Annotated in this window: 19 protein-coding genes and 1 pseudogene; 12 read left to right on the top strand and 8 right to left on the bottom strand. The window is 61.8% G+C overall.

The features are described 5' to 3' along the window. Positions 1-2 precede the first annotated feature (2 nt). From ELQ88_RS13315 to ELQ88_RS13295, 5 genes are all read right to left on the bottom strand, one after another. A complete protein-coding gene (locus tag ELQ88_RS13315) occupies positions 3-1,277 on the bottom strand; it encodes an aromatic ring-hydroxylating dioxygenase subunit alpha (protein ID WP_138965566.1) in 1,275 nt (424 codons plus the stop codon). 64 nt (positions 1,278-1,341) lie between these two features. After that, a complete protein-coding gene (locus tag ELQ88_RS13310; RefSeq protein WP_138965564.1) occupies positions 1,342-1,875 on the bottom strand; it encodes a nuclear transport factor 2 family protein in 534 nt (177 codons plus the stop codon). 16 nt (positions 1,876-1,891) lie between these two features. After that, a complete protein-coding gene (locus ELQ88_RS13305; protein WP_138965562.1) occupies positions 1,892-2,251 on the bottom strand; it encodes an IacB protein in 360 nt (119 codons plus the stop codon). A 26-nt stretch (positions 2,252-2,277) separates the two neighbouring features. Beyond that, positions 2,278-3,450, bottom strand: a complete 1,173-nt coding sequence (locus ELQ88_RS13300) for an acyl-CoA dehydrogenase family protein (protein WP_138965560.1) — start codon at positions 3,448-3,450, stop codon at positions 2,278-2,280. A 26-nt stretch (positions 3,451-3,476) separates the two neighbouring features. Further along, positions 3,477-4,589, bottom strand: a complete 1,113-nt coding sequence (locus ELQ88_RS13295) for an amidase (protein WP_138965558.1) — start codon at positions 4,587-4,589, stop codon at positions 3,477-3,479. A gap of 791 nt (positions 4,590-5,380) precedes the next feature. Between ELQ88_RS13295 and ELQ88_RS13290 the strand changes: the two genes are divergently transcribed. The 12 genes and pseudogenes from ELQ88_RS13290 (at position 5,381) to ELQ88_RS13230 (ending at position 16,896) form a co-directional block, all read left to right on the top strand. After that, positions 5,381-6,532, top strand: a complete 1,152-nt coding sequence (locus tag ELQ88_RS13290) for an ABC transporter substrate-binding protein (RefSeq protein ID WP_138965556.1) — start codon at positions 5,381-5,383, stop codon at positions 6,530-6,532. Positions 6,533-6,639: 107 nt separating this feature from the next. Beyond that, the gene (locus tag ELQ88_RS13285) at positions 6,640-7,677 is read left to right on the top strand and encodes a branched-chain amino acid ABC transporter permease (RefSeq protein WP_138965554.1); all 1,038 of its coding nucleotides are present in this window, start codon (positions 6,640-6,642) and stop codon (positions 7,675-7,677) included. After that, positions 7,674-9,476, top strand: a complete 1,803-nt coding sequence (locus ELQ88_RS13280; RefSeq protein WP_138965552.1) for a branched-chain amino acid ABC transporter ATP-binding protein/permease — start codon at positions 7,674-7,676, stop codon at positions 9,474-9,476. Before ELQ88_RS13285 ends, ELQ88_RS13280 begins: the two co-directional genes overlap by 4 nt. Next, positions 9,473-10,267, top strand: coding sequence for an ABC transporter ATP-binding protein (locus tag ELQ88_RS13275; RefSeq protein ID WP_178084690.1), 795 nt, complete (start codon positions 9,473-9,475; stop codon positions 10,265-10,267). The genes ELQ88_RS13280 and ELQ88_RS13275 overlap by 4 nt, the downstream gene beginning before the upstream one ends. A gap of 348 nt (positions 10,268-10,615) precedes the next feature. Continuing rightward, entirely contained in the window at positions 10,616-11,602 is a 987-nt protein-coding gene (locus tag ELQ88_RS13265) for a 2-dehydropantoate 2-reductase (protein WP_138965548.1), read from the top strand. A gap of 23 nt (positions 11,603-11,625) precedes the next feature. Next, positions 11,626-12,390 carry a class II aldolase/adducin family protein gene (locus ELQ88_RS13260; protein WP_178084689.1) on the top strand — a complete coding sequence of 255 codons (765 nt, stop codon included), beginning with the start codon at positions 11,626-11,628 and terminating at the stop codon, positions 12,388-12,390. A gap of 15 nt (positions 12,391-12,405) precedes the next feature. After that, entirely contained in the window at positions 12,406-13,977 is a 1,572-nt protein-coding gene (locus tag ELQ88_RS13255) for a methyl-accepting chemotaxis protein (protein ID WP_228761604.1), read from the top strand. Between the two features lie 124 nt (positions 13,978-14,101). Then, positions 14,102-14,578 (top strand): MarR family transcriptional regulator, encoded by a 477-nt coding sequence (locus tag ELQ88_RS13250; RefSeq protein WP_128869944.1) that lies wholly within the window; start codon positions 14,102-14,104, stop codon positions 14,576-14,578. A gap of 102 nt (positions 14,579-14,680) precedes the next feature. Then, a complete protein-coding gene (locus ELQ88_RS13245) occupies positions 14,681-14,881 on the top strand; it encodes a DUF2934 domain-containing protein (RefSeq protein ID WP_161599960.1) in 201 nt (66 codons plus the stop codon). 625 nt (positions 14,882-15,506) lie between these two features. Further along, a pseudogene (locus ELQ88_RS13240) lies at positions 15,507-16,079 on the top strand (radical SAM protein); the annotation flags it as partial. Positions 16,080-16,087: 8 nt separating this feature from the next. Beyond that, positions 16,088-16,753, top strand: a complete 666-nt coding sequence (locus tag ELQ88_RS13235) for an FAD-dependent monooxygenase (protein WP_138965544.1) — start codon at positions 16,088-16,090, stop codon at positions 16,751-16,753. Continuing rightward, positions 16,684-16,896, top strand: coding sequence for a hypothetical protein (locus tag ELQ88_RS13230; RefSeq protein WP_138965542.1), 213 nt, complete (start codon positions 16,684-16,686; stop codon positions 16,894-16,896). Before ELQ88_RS13235 ends, ELQ88_RS13230 begins: the two co-directional genes overlap by 70 nt. 30 nt (positions 16,897-16,926) lie before the next feature. Here ELQ88_RS13230 and ELQ88_RS13225 read toward each other — a convergent pair whose 3' ends face one another. The 3 genes from ELQ88_RS13225 to ELQ88_RS13215 are packed head-to-tail and all read right to left on the bottom strand — an operon-like array spanning position 16,927 to position 20,868. Next, positions 16,927-18,108, bottom strand: a complete 1,182-nt coding sequence (locus ELQ88_RS13225) for an acyl-CoA dehydrogenase (RefSeq protein WP_128869947.1) — start codon at positions 18,106-18,108, stop codon at positions 16,927-16,929. Positions 18,109-18,148: 40 nt separating this feature from the next. Then, a complete protein-coding gene (locus ELQ88_RS13220; protein ID WP_138965540.1) occupies positions 18,149-19,351 on the bottom strand; it encodes a 3-oxoadipyl-CoA thiolase in 1,203 nt (400 codons plus the stop codon). Then, entirely contained in the window at positions 19,348-20,868 is a 1,521-nt protein-coding gene (locus ELQ88_RS13215) for a 3-hydroxyacyl-CoA dehydrogenase (protein WP_138965538.1), read from the bottom strand. Before ELQ88_RS13215 ends, ELQ88_RS13220 begins: the two co-directional genes overlap by 4 nt.

Below are 20,868 nucleotides of genomic sequence, written 5' to 3'. Positions count from 1 at the left end.
ACTCAGGCCGACATCATCTTTTTCCACTGCTGGTAGCCAGCGCGCATGCCGGTCTCGGCGCTCACATCGCTCACCAGCCCGTCTTCGGACGCTCGTTCACCCGGCAAGCCGCGGTTGAGCATGATCCACAGATCGGTGCCGGCGCTGGCACCGCGTTGCACGCGCTCCCAGGCTTCGGAATCGTCCGGGGTGCCAAAACCCATCGGGCCCTGGAAGTGCTCATGCAGGCGCAGGCGATAACGGTTGGCCACGGCCGGGCCGCCGTCCATGGTGATCACCGCGTGATGGATCTCGGTTTCGTTGACCGCGATCGGTTGCAGCACCCGGAAGAACGCCATGGAACAGGCGATGTTCGGGAACAGGTTGAGGTTGAAGCCCGAACCGCCGACCGCACGCACGATGCGGCGTACCGCTTGTTCGTCCTGGCCTTCCGCGCGCAGCTGCACGGCCAGGTCTTCGAAACGCTCCGGGATCGGCAGGTCGAGGTTGGCTTCCAGATCGACCAGGTCGGGGATCATCACCATCACGCTGTGGCCGTTGCCGAGGTCTTCGACATAGCCCGGCCCCTTGACGAAATCGAACAACTCCAGGGTCTGCTCATCCACCGACGACAGGAACGACTTGTGTACCAGCGGGAAGTGATAGGCGTCGGTGGTGTTTTCCAGCTGGATTTTCCAGTTGCCGGGGAAGCGGAAACGATGCTCGCCACCCACCTTGACCGGGTAACCGGCACCCTGCTTCATGAACAGGTCGATCCACTTCTTTGCCGGGCCGAGGAAGTCGACGAGGGGCTCGATGTCATCCTTGAAGGTGGCGAAGATCATGCCGTTGTACTGCTCGACACGCAGGCTGACCAAGGGCAGCTCGGCCTTGTCCAGGCAATCGGCGTAGCTTTCCGGGTGCGGCACACCGCGCAGGCTGCCGTCGAGGGCATAGCTCCAGCCGTGATAAGGGCAGACGAAACTGTTGGTCTTGCCCTTCTTGTGTTCACACACCGTTGCGCCACGATGGCGGCAGCGGTTGAGCAACACATGCACGTCTTTCTTGCGGTCGCGCACCACGATCACCGGCTGTTTGCCGATGTAGGTGCTCTTGTAGCTGCCGGACTCGGGGATCTCGCTGGCATGGGCGACCCAGATCCAGGTGCTGTAGAAAATCTTGTCCAGCTCCTGATCGAAGATCTTGCCGTCGGTGTACAACGACGTGTGGACGCGGTCATGCAGGACCAGGTCGGACGGACTGGCGTCCAGGGTTACGGTGTTTATCAGGTTATTCACGATCACTCCTCGTCGGCATGGCTCGCCGACTCTAAGAATTCTGGGCGTTGCTGTTCAGTACCGTTCAGGACTGGCCGGACTGGCCGGGTACGGGCAAGTGCGCGGCGCTGTTCCAGGTGTCAACCGGACGGCTGAACAGGTTCTCGGTCTGAAAGTGCGCCATGCGCCACTGCCCCTGTTCCTGCGCGAACCGCACGGTCAGGCGGGCACTGTTGAGGTGCGAGGCACCCGAGGCAAAGGTCGAGGTCTGCAACATCACCCAGCTGGCCTGTGCGGTATCGCCAGTGACCCGGATAAGTTCCGAGGTCAGGAAGTGCACGTTCAGCGAAAAATGCGCCGGTTCGACCATGTAGGTGGCAAACATCGCTTTGATCGCCTCGCGCCCCTGGTAACCGCCGAAGCTGTTCTGGTACCTGGCGCCCTTGCCTTCCCAGACCGCCTGCGCAGTAAACAAACCGGCCAGCTCCTCGAGTGGCGAATCCACGCCAAGCTCATCGCACAGCACCATGTAGCGGTTCATGCAGGCGCGGATCGCGTTCTCGCTTTCCAGCTGTTCGAGCCGCTGCTCCAGCGCGCGCAAATGTTCTTGTGATGACATGGCGACTTCTCTCGACTCAGCGCTGGATGATCAGTTCGCGACCGGTACGGGCCTCGACCTTGCAATACTTCCAGAGTTTGTAAGGGCCATCGCCGACCTCTGTGGTGCGAAACAGATTGCAGGCGGCGTGGACGGTCTCGATGTCTGGCACATCGGCCAACAGGTACGTGGTCCAGGGCCAGCCGGCGGACGGGCCGACCATGCTCTGATCGTCGTCCATGTTGCCCAGCACAGTGACGCCCGGCAGGTCGGCGATGCCGTTCCACATGGCGCCGAACGCGGCCCAGACTTCGAGCGCTTCGGGACGTGGAGCATCGAAGAAATTCTGGTTGATGCCGATGCAGAACAGGACGCGCAACGCTTTTTTATCAGTCATGGGATTCACCAATCAGTAGGAAAAAATTACAGGTAGCCCGGCAGCGGCTTATTGCCGAAGAAGATTGCGCCGGCGTTCTGGTAGGTCATATCGCCCATGAAGGCGTGCTGTGTAATGACTTGGGTGTCGTTGACGAAGCGCGACAGAGGGCTGGTGCGGTAGACCCCGCTCATGCCCGAGAGCATTTGCGCGGTGCGCGCGACATCGGCCGCGACGCGTGTGGCGTGGGTCGAAGACAAGCGCAGCATGTTGGTCTGTTCGACGCTCACCGGAACGCCGGCCAGCACGCTGTCCCAGGCATCGTCGATGGCTTGGTAGAACCACGAACGCGCAGCGCGCAGCGACGCTTCGGCCTTGGCCATCTCGACCTGGGCCAGCGGCCGGTCGGACAACGACGGCGCACCGGTCACGGAGATTCGTCCACTGGCCATGCCGCTCAACTCATCGAGTGCCGCGCGGGCAACGCCCAGGCCGACCACCGACAACACCTGGGTGGCGAACGACAGTGACGGATAGCGGAAGAACGGTTCGTCAAGATTCGACGGACCACCGCGGACGAAGGTCCACTCCTCCGGTACCACCACGCCTTCGACGACGACGTCATGGCTGCCGGTGCCGACCAGGCCGACGACGTTCCAGGTTTCCTCGATCCGTACTTTTTCCCGAGGCATCACTGCCAGCCGTGGCAGGCCGAGCATCTCGCCGTTTTTCGGGCTGATGCCCACGCCGATCAGCGACGCCCCCATGCAACCGCTGGAAAATTTCCAGCGGCCGTTGACCTCCAGGCCACCGTCGACAAAGGACGCCGGCTGCGGCGGGAAGATCCCGCCGGCGAATACCACGTCAGGCGAGTCGGCATAAATTTTCTTGATGGTTTCCAGTGGCAGCGCCGCCAGGTAAACCGGGCTCATGCCGAAGCTGGCGACCCAACCGGCGGACCCGTCGGCGATGGAGATGTCTTCCACCATCTGGCAAAACTCGGCCGGCGAACGCTCGTCACCGCCAAACCGCTTGGGCACCAGGGCCCGATAGACGCCGAGCTCGCGGAACTGTTCGATGACATCCTGCGAGATGAATTTCTGTTGGTCGAATTCTTCGCTGCGGGCACGCGCACGAATCTCGCCCAGCAGTTTCTGAAAGGCTTCATTGGCCGTGATCGGCACGCGGCGCTGTTGATGCAGCTCGCTTGGCGCAGTCATGGGTTTCTCCACAGTAAGCATGACGATTACTCTTCCAGGCGCCGGACCAGCTCGCGGGCGACTGCGCACAGCAGTTCGTCCGCGCCATGGGCGGCAATGAGTTGAAGGCCGACCGGAAGTCCCGAAGCGCTTTCCAGAGGAATGCTCAGAGCCGGGTGACCGGACAGATTGAAAGCGCGCACCAGGGAGGTCATGCCCAGGGCGGCGCGAGTGTCGGCCGCATCGGCGACCAGCAACGGAAAATCGGGCATGGTCGGCAGGGCCAGGATCGGGGTGATGGCCAGGGCTGCGTCCACTTCTGCGGTAAACGCGCGACGGATGATTTCGGCCTCTTCTACAGCCTCGGCAGAGGTCAGGCTGGCCGCGCGCAGACGGTCGGCGACATCGTTGCCCACCCGACCGGTTTGCAGAAGATGGCCACACGCGGCCCAGGTTTCGGCGTTGATGATCGCCATTCCCGCGCCATACGCCGCCGACATGCCGGGCAGCGATTGCTCGACCAGCGCGAAGCGCGAACGACCCAGGGCCTGGCTCACCACCGCACGGATGTGTTCGTCGGCGTGTACGGCGACGACGCCGATGGACAGATTTTCCGGCACCGATACCGCCTTGAACGTCGGGTCGATGGCATGCATCGCGTCGATCAGGCATTCCATATCCCGTGCCAGCGGCCCGACACAATCGAGGGTGCTGTGCGCTGGCATGACACCCTTGCGGCTGACACGGCCGAAGGTCGGCTTGAGGCCGTAGACACCACAGCACGCCGCTGGAATCCGTACCGAACCTCCGGTATCGGTGCCCAATGCGAAGTCGCAAAGTCCCGCCGCCACCGCGGCCGCCGAACCACTGGAAGAGCCGCCCGGTATATAGCCCGGGTAACGCGGATTGGCTGCAGTGCCCGTCCAGGCGTTGAGGCCGGTAGTGCCGAACGCCAACTCATGCAGGCTGGTTTTGCCGCTGATCCGGCAGCCCGCGTCCAGGAGCGCCCGGACCACCTGGGCATGTTCGCCGGCTGCCGGAGCATCGGCCAGTGCGCTGCTTGAAGCGCGGGTCGGGTAGCCAGCGATATCGATGGTGTCTTTCACCATGACCGAAAGGCCGCTCCCTCCTAAGGCTAAATCCTCGACAACGATCGACATGCTCTTTACCTGCTCGTTATGTGTCACCGGGATGGATGACCTCGGCATGAAGGCCGGGGCAAATGCTTAAATCTAAAATCGTAATATTTACGTGAAATGTCAATTGAATTTTACCAAATAAAAGAGTGTGTATTTTCGGTGCATATTTTCCCGTACCGCCCCAATGGCGTGCACTTTGGTAACACCTGAAAAAAGCCTTAATAATCCGTATTTTTTACATTTTATTGTTATAAAACATGATTTTAAGCCTATTTCTACATGCCTGTCACAGCGAAACATCTGGAAAAATATCCGAAGCGGATCGTCTGCCAAAAACCATTTACAAAAAATAATCCGAGCAAAAACAACCCCTGAAAAACACCTAAAAAATCATCATTTTTTTAGTGTTTATTGTCGCTATTTTTCTGCCTTTTTGAGGCTTCCATGATCCAGATCAAAGCCTTGTTCGGTATGGCGTGCTGCCGATTTCAGCGGCCCCTCTGATGGCCCTCCGACACACCGTCAGAATGTCCAGGCCAGGCTGCTGCGAACCGTGCGTAGCGGAGATCGAAGTAGCGGCCTTGCGCCATGCACGAAAAAATTTCTGGCATGCAATCTGCTTTTGCCCTCATCGCCCTCGACCGATCGCTCATGGTCGACCGGCACCCGGATGGCTCGGTAACAGACCCCGGGTGCCACAGCGGTTCGCCAAAAAAAAACAGGGCCGTACCTTGGGCCGTACTCGCACCACGTGGTGGTCGGGGCGGCCGGCCATTAGCCTTTTGCAGCGTTGCAACTCTTCGGAGAAAGTCATGCTTTTCAGAAAAGCCGTGTCCACGTTGTTGTTGAGTGCCGCCTGCGCCGCCGCCGCGCAGGCGGAAGTGAAAGTCGGTGTCATTACCTCCTCCACCGGGCCGATCGCGCTGGTCGGGCTGCCACAGAAAAACACCGTGCCCTTGCTGCCGACCCAGGCCGGCGACCAGGTGGTGAAGTACATTTCCCTGGATGACGCGAGCGATCCGACCGCGACGGTTAAGGCGCTGAAGAAACTGATCGACGAAGAAAATGTCGATGCGATCATCGGCCCGAGCGGTTCGCCCAACGCCATGGGCGTGATCCAGTTCGCCGCCGAGGCAGGCGTGCCGTTATTGGCGCCGGTGGGCACCGCAGCGGTGGTATTGCCCATGACCGAGCAGAAGAAATGGGTGTTCAAGACCACGCAGAACGATGACCTGATCGCCAAGGCACTGTTCGAACACATGGCCAGAAAAGGCGTGAAGACCCTCGGCTTCATCGGCACCGGCGACCCGTATGGCGAAAACTGGGCCAAGGTCATGGCCGGCCTGGCAGCGGCGCAGAACATCAAGGTGGTCGCCAACGAGCGCTTCCAGCGCCAGGACACTTCGGTCACCGGCCAGAGCCTGAAAGTGCTCGCCAGCCGTCCCGACGCGGTGCTGGTCGCAGCGCCGGGCAGCTCGGCCGTGATGCCGCAGACCACGCTGTTCGACCAGGGCTATCGCGGCCAGGTCTACCAGACCCACGGCGCGGCACTGCCAGACTTCCTCAAGCTGGGCGGCAAAAAAGTCGAGGGCACCGTCCTGGCCGCCAGCCTGATGCTGGTACTCGATGAGATCCCGGACAGTCACCCGTCGAAGAAGATCGCCAGCGACTACACCGCCGCCTACGAAAAGCTCAACGGCAGCAAACCGGCGACCTTCGGCGGCAACACCTTCGACGCCGGCCTGCTGCTGCAGCAGGCGATCCCGATTGCGGCGAAGAAAGCGGCGCCAGGCACCCCCGAGTTTCGTGCGGCCCTGCGTGATGCACTCGAGCAAAGCCATGAACTGGCCGGCACCCAGGGTGTTTACAACATGACGCTGCAAGACCACAGCGGCTTCGACGAACGCGGTCGCGAGTTGATCGTGGTCAAGAACGGCAACTGGACGCTGTTGCACGACAACTGATCGAAACCCGGGCGCACAGCCCACTGCGCGCCCTGCCCGATTGCCGACGAGTCGACCTGCGCCGGCAGGCGGGCCTGATATTCAATCTGTAGAAAAGAGCTCTCATTATGAATTTCCAGATAGCCATGCTGCTGGGCCAGGACGGCATGACCAATGGCGCGATCTATGCGCTGTTGGCCCTGTCGATCCTCCTGGTGTTCACCGTGACCCGGATCCTGTTGATCCCCCAGGGTGAATTCGTGACCTATGGCGCCCTGACCATGGCCACTTTGCAGAGTGGTCACCCGACCGCTCTGGTCTGGTTGCTGCTCGGTCTGACGCTGATCGATTGCGCACTCGATCTGTGGGGCGCGGCGCGTTCGAGCCAGGCCTTTCGGTTCCCCGTGCGCATTCTCTTCAAGCTCGGCTATGCAGGGCTGCTGGCGGTACTGATCAACACCTTGCCGCTGGCCGAGTTGCCGATGGCGGTCCAGGCGTTGCTGACCCTGGCGTTGGTGGTGCCGCTGGGGCCGCAGATCTACCGCCTGGTGTTCCAGCCGATCGCCTCGGCCAGTTCGCTGGTCCTGCTGATTGTGTCGATCGCCGTGCACGTCAGCATGGTCGGTATCGCGCTGTTGCTGTTCGGGCCTGAAGGCGCCCGCACCCGGCCGTTTTCCGAAGCCGGGCTGGAACTGGGCCCGGTGACGTTCAACAGCCAGACACTCTGGGTGCTGGCGGTGTCCCTGGGGCTGATCGTCGGCCTGTACCTGTTCTTCGAGCGCACGCTGTATGGCAAGGCTTTGCGCGCCACCGCGGTCAACCGCATGGGCGCCAGGCTGATGGGCATTTCACCGACCCTCGCGGGCAAGTCGACCTTCGTGCTCGCGGCCCTGATCGGCACGCTTTCGGGGATCCTGATCGCACCGATCACCACGCTGTATTTCGATTCCGGCTTCGTCATCAGCCTCAAAGGCTTCGTCGGCGCGATCATCGGCGGGCTGGTCAGCTATCCGGTCGCCGCCCTCGGCGCCCTGGCGGTGGGCCTGATCGAAGCATTCTCGATGTTCTGGGCCAGCACCTATAAAGAAATCATCGTGTTCACCCTGATCATTCCGTTCCTGCTTTGGCGTTCGCTCACCAGTCGTCATGTGGAGGAAGAAGAATGAATCCGCGCTATCTGTTGCTTGCCCTGTTGCTGGTGGTGGGCGTCGCGCCGCTGCTGTTGCCGCCGTACTACGTCACCCTGCTCAATTACATCGGCATGTACGCCATGGTGGTGTTGGGGCTGGTGCTGCTGACCGGTGTCGGCGGCATGACCAGTTTCGGCCAGGCCGCGTTCGTCGGCCTGGGCGCCTACACCTCTGCCTATCTGACCACCACCGAACAATTGCCGGCGTGGCTGGCCTGGGCCGGGACGTCTCCCTGGTTGACGCTGCTGGTCGGGGTGGTGCTCACCGCCTCGGTCGCGCTGATTCTCGGCGCGCTGACGCTCAAGCTGTCGGGACACTACCTGCCGCTGGGTACGATCGCCTGGGGCCTTTCGCTGTACTACCTGTTCGGCACCCTGGAATCCCTGGGCGGCCACACCGGCGTCGGCGGCTTGCCCTCGATTTCGTTGTTCGGACTGAAACTGGATAAAGGCGAGCACATTTTCTACCTGATCTGGGCCTTGCTGTTGCTGGCTATCGTCATCACCCAGAACCTCCTGGATTCCCGTGAAGGCCGCGCCATCCGTGCGCTCAAGGGCGGCCAGGTGATGGCCGAGTCGATGGGGGTCAACACCTTCCGTTCGAAGATGGTGATCTTCGTCATCTCGGCGGTGTTCGCGGCGATTTCCGGCTGGCTCTATGCGCACACCCAACGCTTCGTCAACCCGACGCCCTTCGGTTTGAGCATGGGCATCGACTACCTGTTCATGGCCTTGATCGGCGGGGTCGGCAGCGTCTGGGGCGCCCTGCTCGGCGCCGGCATCCTGACCATGCTCAAGCAATGGCTGCAGGACTGGTTGCCGCACCTGTTGGGTAACACCGGCAACTACGAAATCATCGTGTTCGGCATCCTCATCGTGATCCTGATGCAGCGTGCGCCCGGGGGGCTGTGGCCACTGCTGACACGCCTGGTGCCCGCCCGCTTCAGGGTGCGAGCCAAGGTCCGCAATGGAGACGCCACGGCTGCGCCCCTGCCTCGCCGGCCACTGCCCAGGCATGGCGAGCTGATCCTTGAGGCTCGGCATGTGACCAAGCGCTTCGGCGGGCTGGTGGCCAACAACGACATGAGCCTGGAAATCCGCTCCGGCGAAATCCTCGCGCTGATCGGGCCCAACGGTGCCGGCAAGAGCACCATGTTCAACCAGCTCTCCGGTGTCGATACCCCGAGCAGCGGCGAAGTGCTGTTCATGGGTCAAAAGATCAACGGCATGAACTCGCGGCAAGTGGCGCGCATGGGCATGAGCCGCACCTTCCAGCACGTGAAACTGCTGGGCAACATGAGCGTGCTGGAGAACGTCGCCATCGGCGCGCACTTGCGTGGCCAGCAAGGCGTGCTGTCGGCGGCCCTGCACCTGGATCGTCGCGAAGAAGCCGAGCTGCTCGGCGAGGCCAGGCGTCAGCTGGAGCGCGTAGGCCTCGGTGACTACCTGTACGAAGAGGCCGGGAGCCTGGCCCTCGGCCAACAGCGGATCCTGGAAATCGCCCGCGCCTTGTGCGCCGATCCGTGCCTGCTGCTGCTCGACGAACCCGCCGCCGGTTTGCGCCTGAAAGAAAAGGAAGCCCTTGGCGTCCTGCTCAGCCGGTTGCGCAGCGAAGGCATGGCGATCCTGCTGGTCGAGCACGACATGGACTTCGTCATGGGCCTGGTCGATCGCGTGGTGGTCATGGAGTTCGGACAGCGGATCGCCCAAGGCCTGCCCGAAGACGTACAGAAGGATCCGGCGGTGCTGGAAGCCTATCTGGGAGGAGTTGAATGATGAACATGCAAGTGGAATCGCACCTCGCGCCGCGTAACCAGGTCGACGACGCCGTGCTGGAGATCAAGGGCCTGAGCGTGGCCTATGGCAAAGTCGAAGCGCTGAGCGACGCCAGCCTGACGGTCGGCAAGGGCCAGATCGTGACGGTGATCGGCCCCAATGGCGCCGGCAAGACCACCCTGCTGTCGGCCATCATGGGCGTGCTCGGCTCCCGGGGCCAGGTGCATTTCGACGGCAGCCTGGAAAGCCTGCCGGAAGTCGAAGTGATGGTCTCCCGGGGCCTGGGCCTGGTGCCGGAAAAACGCGAGCTGTTCACCAGCATGAGCGTGGCCGACAATTTGCTGCTCGGCGCCTTTCAACGCCATCGCCGGGGGGACCGGCGCTACAGCGAGACGCTGGCTGAAGTCTATGAACTGTTCCCGCGCCTGTGGGAACGCCGCGAGCAACTGGCGGCGACGTTGTCCGGCGGTGAACGGCAGATGCTCGCCGTGGGCCGGGCGCTGATGGCCAAGCCCAAGTTGCTGATGCTCGACGAGCCGAGCCTGGGCCTGGCGCCGCTGATTACCCGGGAGATTTTCCGCATCATCACCGCCCTGCGCGAGCAAGGGGTGTCGATCCTGCTGGTGGAGCAGAACGCACGCGCCGCGTTGCGGGTGGCCGATTACGCCTATGTGCTGGAAACCGGGCAGATCGCCATGCAGGGCCCGGCCCGGCAACTGGCTGACGATCCACGGGTGATCGAAGCGTACCTGGGCCTGGCCAGCAAGCATCAGGAAATGCTCGCCACCTGACACTTCAATACGACACCGCCCCCTGTAGGCGCTGGCTTGCCAGCGAAGGCGTTCTATCAGTCAACATCTCAGTTGAATGTGCCGCCGCTTTCGCCAGCAAGCCGGCTCCTACAGGGCGATTGCGGTGGGTCAGTCGATGTATTTATCGACTGGTCGGACGCTTTCGCTGTAGGAGCTGGCTTGCCAGCGAAGAGGCCCCCATGTCTTGCATCGACCTTTCGGCCGCTTTCGCCAGCAAGCCGGCTCCTACACAGGGGATCGGCGGCATGTGCGGAAGGCATAAACATCATATCGCCCTGAACAGCCATTACCGCTTGGCAAGGCCCTTTTGAATAATCCGGAGCTACGATGAACGCTTCCCCCTTGCGCATCGGCATCGCCGGTGCCGGTGCCATCGGCTGCACCCTGGCGGCACGCCTGGCTGTCAGCGGCCACCAGGTCAAGGTACTGGCCCGAGGTGAAACCCTGGGCGTCATCCGCCGGGACGGCATCCACCTGTCCGACCTCGACGGCCAGCACCATGTGCGCGTCGAGGCCAGCGACGACGCCGCCAGCCTTGGCGAGCAGGACCTGATTTTTCTCTGCGCCAAGGCCCAGGCCCTGGCCACTCTGCTGCCGCAACTGCAACCGATGATCGGCGCCGAAACGGTGGTGGTCCCGGTGGTCAACGGCGTGCCGTGGTGGTACTTCCACGGCGAAGGCGGACGCTACGACGGGCAACGGGTGCACGCGGTCGATCCGCAGTCAATGCTCAGCCAGGCCCTGGACCTGCGCCACGTGATCGGCTGCGTGGTGTTCATCACCGCGCACTGCCCGGCCAACGCCGTGGCCGAATCGCACACCCCGCACCTGATGATTTTCGGCGAGCCCGACAACCGCCTCAGCCCGCGCCTGGAACGTGTGCGCGCACTGATCGAAAGTGTCGGCATCGAAGCGCGGGCCACCGACCGCATCCGCGACAACCTGTGGACCAAGATCATCGCCAACCTCACCTCCAACCCCCTCTCGGTGATTACCGGCGCCACCCTCGAGCAGCTTTACAGCCTGCCGGAGTTGCGCGACCTGGTCAGCAGCTGCCTGCACGAAGCGCTGCTGACCGCCGCCGCGTATGGCGCGCGAGTGAGCATCGACCCACAGACCTTTCTTGAGCTCGGTGCCGGCATGGGCGCGGTGCGCACCTCGATGCTGCAGGACTATGAGAAAGGCCGTCCCCTGGAGCTGGCCGCCATCGGCGACGCGGTGCTGGAGCTGGCCGACTGCATGGCCATCCCGATGCCCGTCACCCGGCACCTCATCGCCCTGGCGCGCTTTCGCGGCGAACAGGCCCGTCACTGACCCACACCCACAAGGACTCCGACATGGACCACAGCCCAATGGCAAAACCCCACGCGTACAGCGACGAAGAATGGGCACTGCGCGTGCAACTTGCGCATTGCTACCACCTGGTGGATTACTTCGGCTGGACCGAAACCATCTTCAACCATATTTCCGCACGCCTGCCCGGCCCGGCGCACCATTACCTGGTCAACCCGTTCGGCCTCAATTACACCGAAGTGACGCCGGCCAACCTGCTCAAGGTCGACCTGCACGGCAAGAAGCTCGAAGACTCGCCCTATGACGGCAACCCGGCCGGTTTCGCCCTGCACAGCGCGGTGCACGGCGCCCGAGCAGACATCCAGTGCCTGATCCACACGCACACCACGCCGATTTCGGCGATCGTCATGAAAAAGGCCGGCTTTGCCCATCACGACTTTTACGGGGCGCAACTCTACGGGCGCATCGGCTACCACACCTTCGAAGGCATCACGCTGTTCGATGACGAAAAAGCCCGGATGATCGACAGCCTCGGCGACAAGCACATCCTGGTGCTGCGCAACCATGGGATTGCCGTCGGTGAAAGCAGCATCGCCAAGGCGTTCTTCCTGCTGTGGACGGTGCAGCGCGCCGCCGAAATCCAGTGCCAGGCCGGCGCGTTGGGGGGTGAAGACAATCCGCTGCCCGAGGCGATCAGCCAGAAGTGCGCCGAACTCACCGCCATGCTGATCCGGGACAGCGGCTTCGCCGTAAAATTTTTCGACGCCATGGTTCGCAAAATGCGCGCCGAACGCGGCCAGTGCTGGTAATCGCAGGAGCGTTGCGTGGCTAACTCAAAGGAACACACACCGCCGGTGATCGTTGCGGCACCGCCAGAAGTCCCGATCTCGCGCCTGGATGTCCGCGGTCATCTGCTGGCCTGCAACGATGCCTATCTGGCGCTCAGCGGTTACGCCCGCGAAGACTTGCTCAACCAGCCGCATGAACTGATCAATCACCCGCTGATGCCCGAGCGAGTCATGGATCGCATGTGGGACACCCTGCGCAGCGGCGTGCCGTGGACCGCGCCCATGATCGGCCGCGACAAACAAGGCACGACCTTCTGGTGCAATCTCTATGTGGTGCCGCTGTTCGAAGGCGGTCAGCTGAACGCGCTGGGGACCGCGTATCACCCGCTGGACGACGCCCAGCGCCTGCGAGCGGAACAGCTCTATCGCCGCTTGAATGACGGCCACAACCCGCTGACGTTAAGCCGACGCGTGCAGGAACACGCCAGCCATCAGGGGATCGCCTGGCTGCTGGGGCTCGGGGTCACCGGCGCCATGCTCGGCGGGCAGATCGAGCTGGTACCGGGCCTGCTGGTGCTTGGCGGCGTAATCGCCGCGGCCTGGCAATGGCGAGCCACGCAGCAGGCGGATGTTCGCCGGATCATGGCACGCCATGCTCAGGCCTACAGCGATGCCTTGCTGGCGCCGCTGCAGGACGGCAGCGCCAGCGTCGCCAGCCGCCTGGACATGGCCCTCCACAGCCAGAACACGCGGATGCGCACGGTCATGGCGCGCATCCGGATCAACGGCGAGACCGTGCGCCAACGCGCGCAAGAATCATCGACGCTGGTGCAGGCCCAGTCGGGTCACCTGCAACGGCAACTCGAGGAAGCCGAGCAGTCCGCCGCGGCGGTGCATCAGATGAGTGCGACGATCCAGGAGCTGTCGCGCAACCTGCAACACGCGGCCGAGGCCACTCAAGCCGTGGATCGCCTGGCCCGCGAAGGCGACCGGATGTCCGGGCAGAGCCAGCGTTCGATGACCGGCCTGTGCACTTCGGTCGAGGAGATCGGTCAGGCGGTCAGCCACCTGGCGGAGTCGATCGAATCCATCAGCGGTGTCGCGCATGTGATTCGCAGCATCGCCGAACAGACCAACCTGCTGGCGCTGAACGCGGCCATCGAAGCGGCCCGTGCCGGAGAGACCGGACGCGGTTTCGCGGTGGTCGCCGATGAGGTGCGCAGCCTCGCGACCCGGACCCGCGAATCCACCGAACAGATCCAGCGCTCCATCGAGCAGTTGCGCGACGGCAGCGCCCTGGCGCTTTCCACCGCACAACGCGGCGAAACGGCCGCGCGCGAGTCCCGCGAAGATGTGGCACAGGTACAGACGGCGCTGCGACGCATCTGCGAGGAAGTCGGGCAGATCTCCGGCATGAGTTTGCAGATGGCCTCGGCCATCGAACAGCAAGGTCAAGTCGCCCAGGAGATCAACGGGCAGATTTCCCAGATCGTGAGCCTGGCGCAGACCAGCAGCGATCAGTCCCGACGCAGCACCCAGATCGGCGAGGAGCTGCATCAACTGGCCAACTCCCAACTGGACCTGGCCCAGCGCTTTGTTCAGGGCTGAGTTTATCGAGCTTCGAGCATCAGGCCCGACACGCTGCGGCGTGTCCGCTGGTTTTTTGCCGCGGGCGGCGCGACAATGACGCCCGCTATCAAACCCAGTTCACAGAAAGACTACGCCAACCTTTATGACCACCCCGAAAAAGCGCCTGAGCCGATACAACCCCGCCAGCGAGGATTTCAAGAAGGAAGAGTTCCCCTTCTACTGGCTGGCTCGCCTGCACGGCCGCTACTCCATGGCCATGGAGAAAGCGTTGAAAAAAATCGATATGGACATCCCGCGCTGGCGGATTCTGTTCATCCTCAAGGAGAACGGCGAGTCGAGCATTTCGGAAATCTCCATCCATGCCATCGCCAAGCTCTCGACCATCACCAAAATCGTCTATCGCATGAAAGCCGACGGCCTGGTAGAGACCAATACCAGCGCCAGCGACGGGCGGGTGACCCAGGTCTCTCTCACCGAGATCGGCCGCCATACCATCGAAGAAATCCAGCGGGGCACCAGCGATATCTTCCGCACCAGTTTCAAAGGCCTGACCGAAGCCCAGATCACCAAGCTGAACAGCACCCTGGAAATCATATTCAATAACCTGCCAGAAGACTGACCCGCAACGGGCACTGCAACACATCTGCCTGAATCAGGTTGAACCTTTACGATCTGGCGTAGCCCCTATTCTGAGGAACGCTCGATCACTGGAGGAATGACCATGATTGACGAATCGATAATCCGCCAAAGAGCTTATGAATTGTGGGAAAGGGATGCTCGTCCGGATGGCGCTGAAGGCCATTATTGGCGGCTCGCTCGAGAGCAGCTTGAGAAAGAAGGACAGCAGGCTGAAGGTGGCGAAAAAGCTGACGAGGATGACTGGCCGGCCAAAGGCGAAGCCGCCCGCTACTCAGGCGCGTAGTGTGTGCGCTGATGATGAAGAGGCTCTTCGTTCAGGCGAGGGAATGAAGAGCCTCTTGATACATCCCAGTGCGCTATCACAACACTCATGGCCATCATCACCATTTATCAGCAATGTAAAACATGACACTTGCGACACCCATCATGACGAGCGCCTTGAATATCGGGTACCCAGGCCCCTGGCATGAAACGTACTGATATATACCCGATATCAAAAAAAGTGCGCCTACACACAGCACGATGATTGATATCCACCGCTGGACCCGGAATCTGTCTTTTTTGCTGCCGTACCAAAACATCAAGATCCTCCCTGAGTTCCCAAATCTGACAATACATTGTGCTGCGGATGCGGTCACGGAGGGCAGCGCCTGACTGGGGATACCCCATGAGCAATATCCACCCCTCCGACCGCGCGCCGATAAGTAATAATCCTGGCTCTATATCGGCGGAGTGAGCACCGATGCGATATCGCTCTCCGTAGCGAAGGTGAGAAACGCGAGGTGGGCCTCGTAGCGCTCGAGCACGTCGTCAATCACCTGTTGTTTAGTGAGGCCCATCAGGTCATAGCCGCCATTTGCGCAGTCTTGGGTCGTCTCTAGCCATTCCGGACGACCGCGTCGAAAAACAAAGACATCTATTTTATATTTGAGCCCCACGGACACAATCCCGTCCCTGACATGGCGGCTCAATATCGTAGTCGTAAATCCTTCGTCCTTGATGGTCCGGCACTGCACATATTTGTTGTCACGTTGCGCTGCAACCACACCTGCCGATACTGCCAAGTCTCGCGAGCCCCGCTCGGTGGCTCGGGTCATGACATGTCAGCTGAGCATGCCGAGCTGGCAGTAGATCGCTTGTTCGAATCGCCCTCTCCCGTCATCACCGTCGAGTTTCAGGGCGGCGAACCACTTCTGGCCTTCGACCGAATTCGACAAATTGTTGGATTAGTAGCGGCTCGTAATGTAGCCGAGCAACGAAGCATCCAATATGTGATCACGACCACGCTCCACCATTTGACTGACGAAGTCCTGGATTTCGCGGAGCAGCATAAATTCCAATTTTCAACGTCTCTGGACGGTCCTGCGTTTTTGCACAATGCCAACCGGCCGACACCTTCAAAAGACGCCTATGAGCGCACCGTAGAAGGTATTGACCGAGTCCGAGCAAGACTTGGTCACGATGCCGTATCCGCATTGACCTGGTGCGCATGTACGTCGACCTGGGCGAGGTGACCGAGGAAAACCGCACAACGATCCGCGAGACCAGTGCCGAGCAACTGATCGCCACCGCGCAGCGGATCTTGCAACCCTACACACTGGAAGTGAAAAACGTCGCCTGGTTTTCTGTCTACGAAGTCGGCCAACGCCTGACCGATCGTTTCGACGACTCTGTCGACGCCGCGGGGAACGATCGCGAACCCAGAATATTCATTGCGGGCGACGCCTGTCATACCCACAGCGCCAAGGCCGGGCAAGGGATGAATGTCTCGATGCAGGACGCCTTCAACCTGGGTTGGAAAATGGCAGCCGTGCTTGAAGGCCGCAGCCCCTCCAGCCTGTTGGCCAGCTATTCACAAGAACGCCAGCCAGTGGCGCAAGAGCTGATCGGCTTCGACAAGGAATGGTCAGCCATGATCGGTGCACGACCAAAAGACCCGCTGAACCCCGCTGCCGGGGGCGTGGATCCGACAGAGTTGCAAGCCTACTTTGTGCAAGCCGGCAAATACACCGCAGGGGTGGCTACCCGTTACCGTCCGAGCCCCTTGACCTGGACCGCGCCACCATTGCCGAACTGGTGGCGCGCATGGTGCGCAACGGTCTGGTGGCGCGGGTCAGCGACCTGCAGGACAAGCGCCGCAAGGCGCTGTCCCTGACAACGCCTGGCCAGACCCTGCTGAACGAGTTGAAGCCACGCGTAGAAAACGTCGAGCAGGTCCTGACGCAACACCTGAGTGCTACCGAGCGCGATGCCTTGCGTAGTCTTATTGGGCGGCTGTTGATTCCTGGCGAATCGTGAGTCATCCGATTCGCCGAATCCGAGAGCAGTCTAAAAGAACGCCTGCAGACCGGTTTGCGCTCGGCCCAGGATGAGAGCGTGCACGTCGTGGGTACCTTCATAGGTGTTGACCACTTCCAGGTTGACCAGATGCCGGGCTACGCCAAACTCGTCGCTGATACCGTTGCCACCAAGCATGTCCCGGGCCAGGCGGGCGATATCCAGCGACTTGCCGCAGCTGTTGCGTTTCATGATCGAGGTGATTTCCACCGCTGCGGTGCCTTCATCCTTCATTCGACCAAGGCGCAGGCAGCCTTGCAAGGCAAGCGTGATCTCGGTCTGCATGTCGGCAAGCTTTTTCTGGATCAGTTGGGTCTGCGCCAGGGGGCGACCGAACTGTTTGCGATCCAGGCAGTACTGCCGAGCGGTATGCCAGCAATCTTCGGCTGCCCCCAGCGCTCCCCAACTGATACCGTAACGGGCAGAGTTCAGACAGGTAAAAGGACCTCTCAGGCCACGCACATCCGGGAAGGCGTTTTCCTGCGGGCAGAACACGTTATCCATGACGATTTCGCCAGTGATCGACGCACGCAAGCCGACCTTGCCATGAATCGCCGGAGCACTCAGGCCTTGCCAGCCTTTTTCCAGAACGAAACCGCGAATCTCACCGGCATCGTCTTTAGCCCAAACCACAAACACGTCGGCGATCGGGCTGTTGGTGATCCACATCTTGGCACCGGTCAGGCGGTACCCGCCGTCGACTTTCTTCGCCCGGGTGATCATTGAGCCCGGATCCGAGCCATGGTCTGGTTCCGTCAGGCCGAAGCAGCCGATGTATTCGCCACTGGCCAGCTTGGGCAGGTATTTCTGTTTGGTGGCTTCGTTGCCGAATTCGTTGATCGGCACCATCACCAGCGACGACTGCACACTCATCATCGAGCGGTACCCGGAGTCGACACGTTCCACTTCACGGGCGATCAAGCCGTAGCACACATTGTTCAGGCCACTGCCGCCGTAGGCTTCGGGAATGGTCGCGCCCAGCAGTCCGGTTTCGCCCATCTCGCGGAAGATCGCCGGATCGGTCTGCTCGTGCCGGAACGCCTCCAGCACCCGTGGCGCCAGTTTGTCAGCGGCGAACTGTTGGGCGCTGTCGCGCACCATGCGCTCTTCTTCGGTGAGTTGCTGATCCAGCAACAGCGGGTCGATCCAGTTGAAGCTTGCCTTGTTGGCCATGGGTAATTCTCCGGGTCCGTTCTTGGGTGTTTTTGTTTTGTCAGTCGAGGCGTTCGATAACGCAGGCAATGCCCTGCCCCAGGCCAATGCACAGGCTGACCAGGGCGTACCGACTATGGCTGCGTTCCAATTGACGCACCGCGCTATACGCCAGGCGCGCACCGGTGGCGCCCAGCGGGTGACCGATGGCAATGGCCCCGCCATTAGGGTTCAGGCGCGGATCATCGAACGCCAGGCCAAGTTGTTTGGCGCAGCCGAGTACCTGCGCGGCGAAGGCTTCGTTGATTTCGATCAGATCCATATCGGCCAGGCGTAGATTGGCCCGTTGCAGTGCCTTGATAATCGCCGGCACCGGGCCAAGCCCCATTAGCCGCGGTTCAACGCCGGCGATGGCGCCGGCCAGAATCCGCGCGCGTGGTTCAAGCCCGTATTGCTCGCCAATGGCCTGCGAACCGATCAGCAATGCGGCCGCACCATCATTCACCCCCGAAGCATTGCCGGCCGTGACTACGCCCCCCTCGAATAACGGGCGCAGTCGCGACAAGCTGGCAAAATTGCTGTCGGGACGCGGATGCTCATCGCACTCGACCCGCTTGGGTGGTTGCTTGCGACCTTGCGGTACTTCGATTGGCAGGATTTCGCCGGCATGAAAACCGTCCTGTACGGCTGCCTCGAAAAGTGCCTGGCTGCGCGCCGCATAGACATCGGCTTGCTCGCGACTGATACCGAGCTCGCGGGCGACGTTGTCGGCGGTTTCCGGCATCGAATCGGCACCGAACTCGGCTTCCACCTGCGGATTGGGGAAGCGCGCACCGATGGTGCTGTCGAAGGCGCGAAACTCTCGCGAGTAGGCATTTTCCGCTTTGGCGATCACGAAGGGCGCGCGACTCATGCTCTCGGCACCGCCCGCGATAAACAGCTCACCCTCCCCGACTTGCACTGCGCGGGCAGCGTCGAGCACTGATGCCAACCCCGAACCGCACAGGCGGTTGACGGTCAGGCCACCCACCGTAGGTGGCAGCCCTGCCAGCAAAGCCGCGTGGCGACCCAAATTACGTGCGTCCTCACCGGCCTGGTTGGTGCAGCCGACAATCAGGTCTTCGTAGTCTTGGGCAGCGAACGGGTTGCGCGCTATCAGGGCGCGCACGACCGAGGCCAGCAGGTCATCGGGGCGCACACTGGCCAGGGCGCCCGCGTGGCGGCCAAAGGGCGAACGCAGGCCGTCGTAGATGTAGGCATTCATGCTGATTCCTCGGGAGTGGTCAGGGGCAGGCCGAGCTGTACGCGGCGGCGCAGCCAAGGGCTGAGCCGATAACGTGGCTCCTGATAGAGATCGTGCAGTGCCTGCAGGATCTGCTGGATGTTCATGGCCCCGTATTGATCGCCGAAACCCAGCGGGCCGTGGGGGTATCCCAATGCCAGCTGCACCGCACGGTCCAGGGTGGCGGGATCGACGATGCGCCGCTGAGCGATTTCGCACCCCAGATTGACGATACTGGCGAGCACACGCTGGGCGATGAAACCGGGCGAGTCGTTGATCACCTCCACCGGCACACCATCCGCGCCTAACGCCTGCCGCGCCTGCGCCAGTACGTTGGCATCCAGCCCCGGATGACGCATCAGCACTCTGCGGACGTCAAAACCGGCGAAGGTTTCCAGCGCCAGGCTGCGGGCGACAGGGAGTTGCCGGCGGGCGATCGCGCTGCTGGCGTCTTCACCCAGCGGCGTGACCAGGCAGATAGCATTCGAGCCAGGTTGCTCACCCTGCTCCAGCACCGCACCGGCACTCGCCAGCACGGCGCCGATCTTGTCGCGCATCGCAGCCTCACGGCAGTCCAGCCAGAACGGCTGATTGATAGCCACCTGCGGCAGCTCCACTCGGGCGTCTTCGACCACTCGGCCTTCCTCATAGCGATAGAAGCCCTGCCCGGTCTTGCGCCCGAGCAAGCCAGCGGCAAGGCGTGCCGGCACCAGCGATGAAGGGGTGTAGCGCGGATCCTGATAGAACTGGTCGTGGATCGACTCCATCACCGCATGGGAAATGTCCAGACCGACCAGGTCGAACAGCTCGAACGGCCCCATGCGAAAGCCCAGGCAATCCCTGAGAATCCGGTCTATCTGCGCCGGCGTGGCAATACCTTCGGCGAGAATGCGCAGCGCTTCCGGGCCGTAGGCGCGGCCAGCATGATTGACCAGAAACCCTGGCGAATCCGGGGTCACTGCGGCGAAGTGCCCGGCGTGGTGTGCCAGCGCCGACAGCCGTTCGATGACCTGCGGATCGGTCCGTTCCCCGCGAACCACCTCGACAATTTTCATCAGCGTGACCGGATTGAAGAAGTGAAAACCGGCGACCCGCTGAGGATGCACACAGGCGCTGGCGATCAGGGTGATCGACAGCGACGAGGTGTTGCTGGCCAACACTGCATCGCGGCTAACCAGTTGTTCCAACTCCCGGAACAGGTTCTGTTTGGCCTCGAGATTTTCGACGATGGCCTCGATCAGCAGGTCGCAACCCGCCAGTTCCTGCAGCGTGTGCGCCGCGCGCATACGCCCAAGGGTGCCGGCCAGTGCTTCGGCACTGATCTTGCCCTTGGCCGCTGCACGCTCCAGTAATTCGCGATTGTGCCCAAGCGCTTGTTCGGTCGCTTCGCTGCGGCTGTCGTGCAGCAGCACCTCGACCCCTGCGCTGGCAAACAACTGGGCAATACCACGACCCATTGCTCCACTACCGATGACACCGATCTGTTTAAACGTGGTCAT

This window comes from Pseudomonas sp. MPC6, assembly GCF_006094435.1.
Lineage (GTDB): Bacteria > Pseudomonadota > Gammaproteobacteria > Pseudomonadales > Pseudomonadaceae > Aquipseudomonas.
The sequence above is the reverse complement of the archived record's forward strand: the minus strand, read 5'-3'. Positions and strand labels throughout refer to the sequence as shown.